Annotated in this window: 6 protein-coding genes and 2 pseudogenes; 5 read left to right on the top strand and 3 right to left on the bottom strand. The window is 30.3% G+C overall.

Annotated elements, in window-relative coordinates; translation table 11 throughout:
• Positions 1-359: 359 nt before the first annotated feature.
• Positions 360-662: pseudogene (locus KA830_RS02710) on the bottom strand (protein rep); the annotation flags it as partial.
• Between the two features lie 16 nt (positions 663-678).
• Positions 679-1,617 (bottom strand): replication initiator protein A, encoded by a 939-nt coding sequence (locus tag KA830_RS02705; RefSeq protein ID WP_119495907.1) that lies wholly within the window; start codon positions 1,615-1,617, stop codon positions 679-681.
• A gap of 446 nt (positions 1,618-2,063) precedes the next feature.
• On the opposite strand from KA830_RS02705, the gene KA830_RS02700 reads away from it, so the two are divergent.
• Both KA830_RS02700 and KA830_RS02695 read left to right on the top strand, forming a co-directional pair.
• On the top strand, positions 2,064-2,828 hold the full coding sequence (locus KA830_RS02700) for a DUF536 domain-containing protein (RefSeq protein WP_107520884.1): 765 nt from the start codon (positions 2,064-2,066) through the stop codon (positions 2,826-2,828).
• A gap of 68 nt (positions 2,829-2,896) precedes the next feature.
• Positions 2,897-3,487 (top strand): annotated as a pseudogene (locus KA830_RS02695) (cation diffusion facilitator family transporter); the annotation flags it as partial.
• A gap of 113 nt (positions 3,488-3,600) precedes the next feature.
• Here KA830_RS02695 and KA830_RS02690 read toward each other — a convergent pair.
• Entirely contained in the window at positions 3,601-3,879 is a 279-nt protein-coding gene (locus KA830_RS02690) for a glutaredoxin family protein (protein ID WP_009385637.1), read from the bottom strand.
• A gap of 154 nt (positions 3,880-4,033) precedes the next feature.
• Here KA830_RS02690 and KA830_RS02685 point away from each other — a divergent pair, with 154 nt between their 5' ends.
• Genes KA830_RS02685 through copZ form a run of 3 tightly spaced genes read left to right on the top strand, consistent with a single transcriptional unit; the run spans position 4,034 to position 6,955 of the window.
• Entirely contained in the window at positions 4,034-4,309 is a 276-nt protein-coding gene (locus KA830_RS02685; protein ID WP_009385635.1) for a metal-sensing transcriptional repressor, read from the top strand.
• A gap of 14 nt (positions 4,310-4,323) precedes the next feature.
• Positions 4,324-6,711 carry a heavy metal translocating P-type ATPase gene (locus KA830_RS02680; RefSeq protein WP_009385633.1) on the top strand — a complete coding sequence of 796 codons (2,388 nt, stop codon included), beginning with the start codon at positions 4,324-4,326 and terminating at the stop codon, positions 6,709-6,711.
• 34 nt (positions 6,712-6,745) lie between these two features.
• Positions 6,746-6,955, top strand: a complete 210-nt coding sequence (copZ, locus tag KA830_RS02675; protein WP_009385631.1) for a copper chaperone CopZ — start codon at positions 6,746-6,748, stop codon at positions 6,953-6,955.
• Positions 6,956-7,185: the final 230 nt, after the last annotated feature.

Genomic DNA, 7,185 nt, shown 5'->3' with positions numbered 1-7,185 from the left:
TTAATACTACATCAAAATTTAACTAAGATTTAAGCTACTAGTTTTTTGCTAGTAGCTTTTTTATTTTTAAAATTTTAAATACCTTTATTTTGAATTTTAAGGGGGCATTTTAAAGATTTAGGGGTAATTCATATAGTTTTATGCCTAAAAACTTATATAAGCTCTTAAAACGCAAATATGAGCCAAATAAATATATACTATTTCCAAAAGCAAAAATTTGAGCAAAACCAGTGTCGCTTTTTAAGACACTGCCCAGTTACATGCAAATTTAAAAATTGCCATAAAAACTGGTCAACCATGCCGGTTGAACGTTATAGTTCCCGCAGGGGCAAAAATATAAAAAAACGCTAGCTTTTAAGCTAACGTTTCAAATCTTTTAAGTAATCATTTTGTTTTTCAAAATGCCAAATTGCCGTAATTGAATGTGCTTTTTCTTCTTCGTCTGTTGTTTTATCTTCGTCACTTGTATTAATCAAATTGCCATCTTCGACATCATCTAAATTTAAAATCTTATGTTTTTGTTTAAGCAATCCACCATAACTCAACATACGTTTTCGGTATAAACCTTTTTCCAAGTCATTCACGATTTCTTGATTTTTTTCGTCATCATCAGTTAAAAAATCAGATGACTTAACCGAGTATTTTGAAGTCTCTTTGATTGCTATAAGATTATCTAAATTATTGGTTAAAGATATTATGTTGTTTCATGTTTTGACGACGCATATTAAGTGCGTGTATTTCTTCAAGTTCAGCTTTAATCGATTGCATTAAATATCCTTGCATAGCTTCAACGGTTTCATTCTTTTGTAGCAGCATCGCTTTAAATCGTTTTAATACACTCACAAGTTCGAACTCCACGTCTTCTAAACGGTAATATGTATTATGCGCATTATTAAATGATTTTTTTCCTTTAAGTAAAACACTTTTAATAATACGAATTTCTCTAATTTCAAAATTACTTAAGTAATCTTTGATTTGTTGTGGCAATTCTTCAAGCACTTGGAATTTTAAGGCATCATTATTAAATTCAGTTTGTTGATGATTTGTATGATTCGAATGAGCGTTTTCAGAAATATTGTTAGATGTATCATTCAAATCATTCGTATCATTGTTCTCAGTCTCTATATAATCAGTATTACTAAATTCAGTATCATTAGACTGTGAATTCAACTGTTCAAGAACTTCCGAATTCACAGTTCCAGAACTTCCAAATTCATTGTTTTGGAACTGTGAATTTGGAAGTTCCTTGCTATGACTGATTTCATTATTATAATTTGGCTTTAATAGATATAATCTATTAGGCTTATTAAGTCCCACTCGCTCTTGAGTAAGTAAGTTAAATTTCACTAGTTCCTTTTTTAATTTTATGATTTTTTGCTCAGCGTAGCCTAAGTATTCACACAAATGCTTGTTACTAAAAATAAAATAAATATTATTATTTTTATCTACCCATTCATTTTGTATAGATAATTCAAAACGATCCTTTAATAATGCATACATAATTTTGGCCTCTGCTGACATTTTCTTGAAATATGCATCTTCAAATAAGTATTTAGGTAATTGATAGAATCTTTCAGTTTTCACTTGAGATAAATTATATTTCTCAAAATTTGGCATAATAAAAACCTCATTTCCATTTATTTAGAAGTTGAGGTAATAAAACAATTTTTACGTAAGTTACATGTTTTGTGCTTGCACTTAGATGATTAGATATATATAATACAAGTATCAAAAAAATATATAAACAAACGAATGCGAATCGTTTTATTACCAAGAGCCGATGCTACGCCAATAGCATTGGCTCTTTTAATTTTCATAAAGTAATATTAACACTTTTAAATACGCATATAAAGCGTTTTAAAAATCGTTAGGATAATATTAAGTACCTAAAAATCTTAGAACAGGTTTATTTAGTGCCTAATTAATTAGCAAAACGGTTTGTAGGTACCTAATTAGGCGCTTAGTCACTAAATTAGGTAGTCAAATTATGTAGTAAAAGATGAAAAATTTATTGTTAGGTGGTAAAATTTAGGTACCTAATTTAGTACCTAAGGATGATTTGTATGAAAACTATTAAAATACTTGCTGATGAATTGAATGTAACTAAACAAACTATTGTTAATAATGCTAAAAATTTAAATATTACTTTTTCAAAAGAAAATGGTATTAATTACATTAGTGATAATGATTGTTTGAAAATTATAGAAAAAATAACAAAAAAAGAAAGTACCATAGAAAAGCAGGAAACAGTTAAAAAAGAAATACCTAATGAAAATACTTCCGAAGTTAAAAATGTGGAGTATAGTAATTTAGGTACTTCTGAGACATTAAAAACAAAAGTAAACGAATTAGAAAAACAAATAGAAATCTTTAAAACCCGAGCTGAAAATGACGAAAAATATATTGAGAACCTAACAAAGCAATTAGATCAGCAAAATAGCAATGTTAATACATTAAACAAACTATTGGAAAATCAACAAATATTGGCTTTAGAAAGTAATAAAAAAATTCAAAAACTAGAAAATCAATTAGAGGAAGAAAGACAGCTTAATTATTCCTTTGATACATCTTCTAATGATAGACAAAATGTTAAGGCGCAAGAAGCAAAGTTTACCGAAGAAACTAAAGATTTTAATCAGCAACCAGAAAAGGAACAGCCCATAGAGGTACAGCATAGAGATATCTCTGAAGAAAAAGAGGATGAGAACATCAACGAAAAACCATCCACAAAAGACGATACACAATTTAAAGAAATAGATAGTGAAGATGAAGAGATGGAAGAAAAACAACCTAAAAAAGGCTTTTGGAGTCGTTTGTTTGGTAGCTAATATAATTAATTAGGCACTAAAAGATTATAATCTTTTAGTGCCTTTTTTATAGTGAGAACTTCTGATAATCATCGATTATGTTAATTATTGCTTTAATAGGTTTATTAATTAACGTTATTGTAGCTTGGATTATGTTACGTGGTGGAGATGTAGAAGAAAATTTAAATATGCGTGGTGCTTATTTACATGTTATTAGCGACATGTTCGGTTCTATAGGTGCAGTAGTAGCGGCATTTCTTATCATGTTTTTTGGATGGGGATGGGCAGATCCTTTAGCAAGCGTTATTGTAGCTGCTCTAGTACTACGTAGTGGGTTTTATGTAACAAAATCAAGTCTTCATGTATTAATGGAGGGGACACCTGACACTATTAATACGGGAGAAATTATTAAAACCTTAAAAACCTTCAAAGAAGTAATAAATATCCATGATTTTCATATTTGGTTAGTAACTAGTGGGATGAATGCATTATCTTGTCATATAGTTGTCAATGATAAAATGTCTATTGGTGAAAATGAAACTTTACTTAAACGTATTGAACATGAATTGAATCACAAAAACATTCAACATGTAACAATACAGACTGAAACTTCCAATAATAATCATAGTGGCAAATTGTTCTGTGACATGAAGGGAAAAGGAGAGGGTCATCATAATTAATTAAAAAGTTAAGATGCTAATTTTTGAGATTTTATAAACAAATTAGCATCTTAACTTTTTTATTCAATTTAATAGCATTTTGGAGTTAATTCATTCAAAGATAGATTTTTATTTTACTGTTCCAGGATTTTAAAAATTTCTTTTTTATTATTTTCAAAACCTACGAAATATTTAAATAATTTTTTTTTGCCCCAAAATCGTTTTTTATAAAAAGCAAATAAAGGAACAATTCGGTTCCCTGATATTTTTTTCATATCTTCTTCTAATTCTAAATTTTGGCTTACCTCTTTATGAATATAATTAATCCCTTGGGAGTTTAAATATTTTTTGGATTCTTGGCAATCGGAGCATGTAGGTCTTGTGTAAAGCTCAAGTTGTATATTTTTATTCAAATAATCACCTCTAAATATAAGTTTTACCGTATATTTTATATAAATATTACATTAATGACAAATGTTAAGTTTTTATGTTGACTTATATCTGGATGGGGTATAATATAATAAACGATAACACATACCCCATATAGGTATATTAGGAGGGCTGAAATTGGATATAACTACTGTTGAAAGAAACGACGTATTACTTAATAGACTCAAAAGGTTAGAAGGACAAATACGTGGTTTGCAATCAATGATAGCTGAAAATAGATACTGTATAGATGTATTAATACAAATAACAGCAATACAATCAGCTTTAAAACAAGTAGGCTTTATAGTAACTGAAGACCATATATCTAGCTGTATAACTGAAGGTATTAAGCAAGGAAATGGTGAAGAAAGTATTAAAGAGTTGATGGTTGTATTGAAACAATTTTCAAAATAAGAGGAGTGAAATAATTGAATGATAATATTAAAAAAACAACAATAGGAATTACAGGTATGACGTGCGCGGCTTGCTCAAATAAAGTAGAAAAAAACTTAAATAAGCTTGATGAAGTTAATGCTAACGTAAATCCATCAACAGAGAAGGCTATGATTGAATATAATCCAAATATTACATCATTGGAAGATATTACGAATACAATTCAAAAAACAGGATATGGAATTTTAACTGAAAAAGTAGATTTAGATGTAATAGGCATGACGTGTGCAGCTTGTTCGAATAAAATAGAAAAAGTATTAAATAGAATTTCAGGCGTGGATAAGGCAACAGTAAATTTAACCACTGAAAGTGCTATTGTAGAATATAACCCTGATATGACATCTGTGGATGAATTTCAACAACGTATTAAGAATTTAGGATATGATGCTCAACCTAAGAAAGAAGCATCAGAAAAAAGTTCTCAAAAAGAAAAACAATTGAAACGACAATTAATTAAATTAATTATTTCAGCCATTTTAGCAGCTCCATTGTTAATGACAATGTTTGTTCATTTATTTGGTCTTCAAATACCAAATATATTTATGAACCCTTGGTTCCAATTTGTATTAGCAACACCTGTTCAATTTATCATTGGTTGGCAATTTTATGTAGGCGCTTATAAAAACCTTCGTAATAAGTCAGCCAATATGGATGTTCTTGTCGCTTTAGGTACAAGTGCAGCTTTCTTTTATAGTATTTATGAATCAATTAAGTGGTTAATCGATACGAACTACGAGCCACACCTTTACTTTGAAACAAGTGCTGTATTAATTACTTTAATTCTTTTTGGAAAATATCTAGAAGCCCGTGCTAAAACTCAAACAACAAATGCTTTAAGCAAATTATTAAATTTACAAGCTAAAGAAGCTCGAGTATTACGTGATGATGAAGAGATTATGGTTCCTTTAAGTGAAGTAAATGAGGGAGATTATTTAGTTGTCAAACCGGGAGAGAAAATACCGGTAGACGGAAAAATAATCAAAGGAATAACTTCAATTGATGAATCAATGTTAACTGGAGAATCTATTCCTGTTGAAAAAACACAAAGTGATAATGTTATCGGATCAACAATGAATAAAAACGGAGCAATTACTATTGAAGCAACAAAAGTTGGCAAAGATACTGCCCTTGCCTCTATTGTTAAAGTCGTTGAAGAAGCACAAGGTTCCAAAGCACCGATACAAAGGTTAGCAGATATTATTTCTGGATATTTTGTACCTATTGTTGTAGGTATAGCAATTTTTACATTTATTATATGGATTTCATTAGTTCAACCAGGACAATTTGAACCAGCTTTAGTTGCTGCAATTGCAGTATTAGTTATTGCTTGTCCTTGCGCTCTAGGGTTAGCTACACCTACTTCTATCATGGTAGGAACAGGAAAAGCTGCTGAAAATGGTATCCTCTTTAAGGGTGGAGAGCATATTGAACGTACTCATGCTATTAACACGGTGGTTTTAGATAAAACTGGAACTATAACAAATGGTACTCCTGAAGTAACCGATTTCATTGGAGATAATAAGACGTTACAATTATTAGCTAGTGCTGAAAAAGGGTCTGAACACCCATTAGCCGAGGCAATCGTAAATTATGCTAAGGAAAAATCACTAGAACTTTTAGAAGTGGAATATTTTGAAGCTATACCTGGCCGCGGTATAAAAGTAAATATTGATAATAAAGAACTTTTTGTTGGTAATCGGCAGCTAATGAATGAAAAAGGAGTCGACACTAAAGAAGTAGAACTAAACCTAACCAATTTTGAAGAAGAAGGAAAAACTGCAATGCTAATAAGTATAGATAATGAATTAAGCGGCATTGTAGCTGTAGCTGATACAGTTAAAGGTACTGCCCAACAAGCTATTCAACAACTTCATAATTTAGGTATTGAAGTAGCTATGTTAACGGGTGATAACAAACGTACAGCCCAAGCAATAGCAAAACAAGTAGGTATAGATACAATAATTGCCGAAGTATTACCTGAGGAAAAAGCTTCTAAAATTGAAGAACTTCAAAATCAAGGGAAAAAAGTTGCAATGGTTGGAGATGGTGTGAATGATGCTCCAGCACTGGTTAAATCCGATATTGGTATTGCTATTGGTACTGGTACGGAGGTTGCAATTGAAGCAGCTGATGTAACGATCTTAGGAGGCGATCTCTTATTAATTCCAAAAGCAATAAAAGCAAGTAAATCTACAATTCGGAATATACGTCAAAACCTCTTTTGGGCATTTGGCTATAATGTTGCAGGTATCCCAATAGCAGCGATTGGCTTGTTAGCACCTTGGGTTGCAGGAGCAGCAATGGCTTTAAGCTCTGTAAGTGTTGTCACAAACGCTTTACGTTTAAAACGTATGAAATTATAAGACTTTCAAATTTTTTTGAAAGGAGGTGACAATATTGAATAACGAATTAATTAACATAGAAGGTATGAGTTGTGACCATTGCAAGCATTCAATTGAAAAAGCGTTGAATAGCTTAGATGGTGTAACTTCTTCAGAAGTAAACTTGTCAAATGAGAATGTTGAAATTGCATTTGATGGAAGTCAAGTGGGTTTTAACGATTTTAAAGAAGCTATTGAAAATCAAGGTTATGATGTAGTTGAATAATTTAAATAAATAGGCATATCATTAAATTGATATGCCTTTATTAAAAAATAAAGGAGAAAAAATACGAATGATAATCATGAACATTATTCAAAAAAATCAGACATTAAAATAAATGTTGTTTATAAAGCAGGTGGTTCTGTTGCAAAGTTGAATTTATAGTATAATTTTAACAAAAAGGAGTCTTCTGTATGAACTATTTCAGATATAAACAATTTAACAAGGATGTTATC

The sequence above is a fragment of the Staphylococcus sp. GDY8P119P genome, from assembly GCF_017892075.1.
Classification (GTDB): Bacteria; Bacillota; Bacilli; order Staphylococcales; family Staphylococcaceae; genus Staphylococcus; species Staphylococcus ureilyticus.
This window is presented reverse-complemented; position numbering and strand designations above follow the sequence as displayed.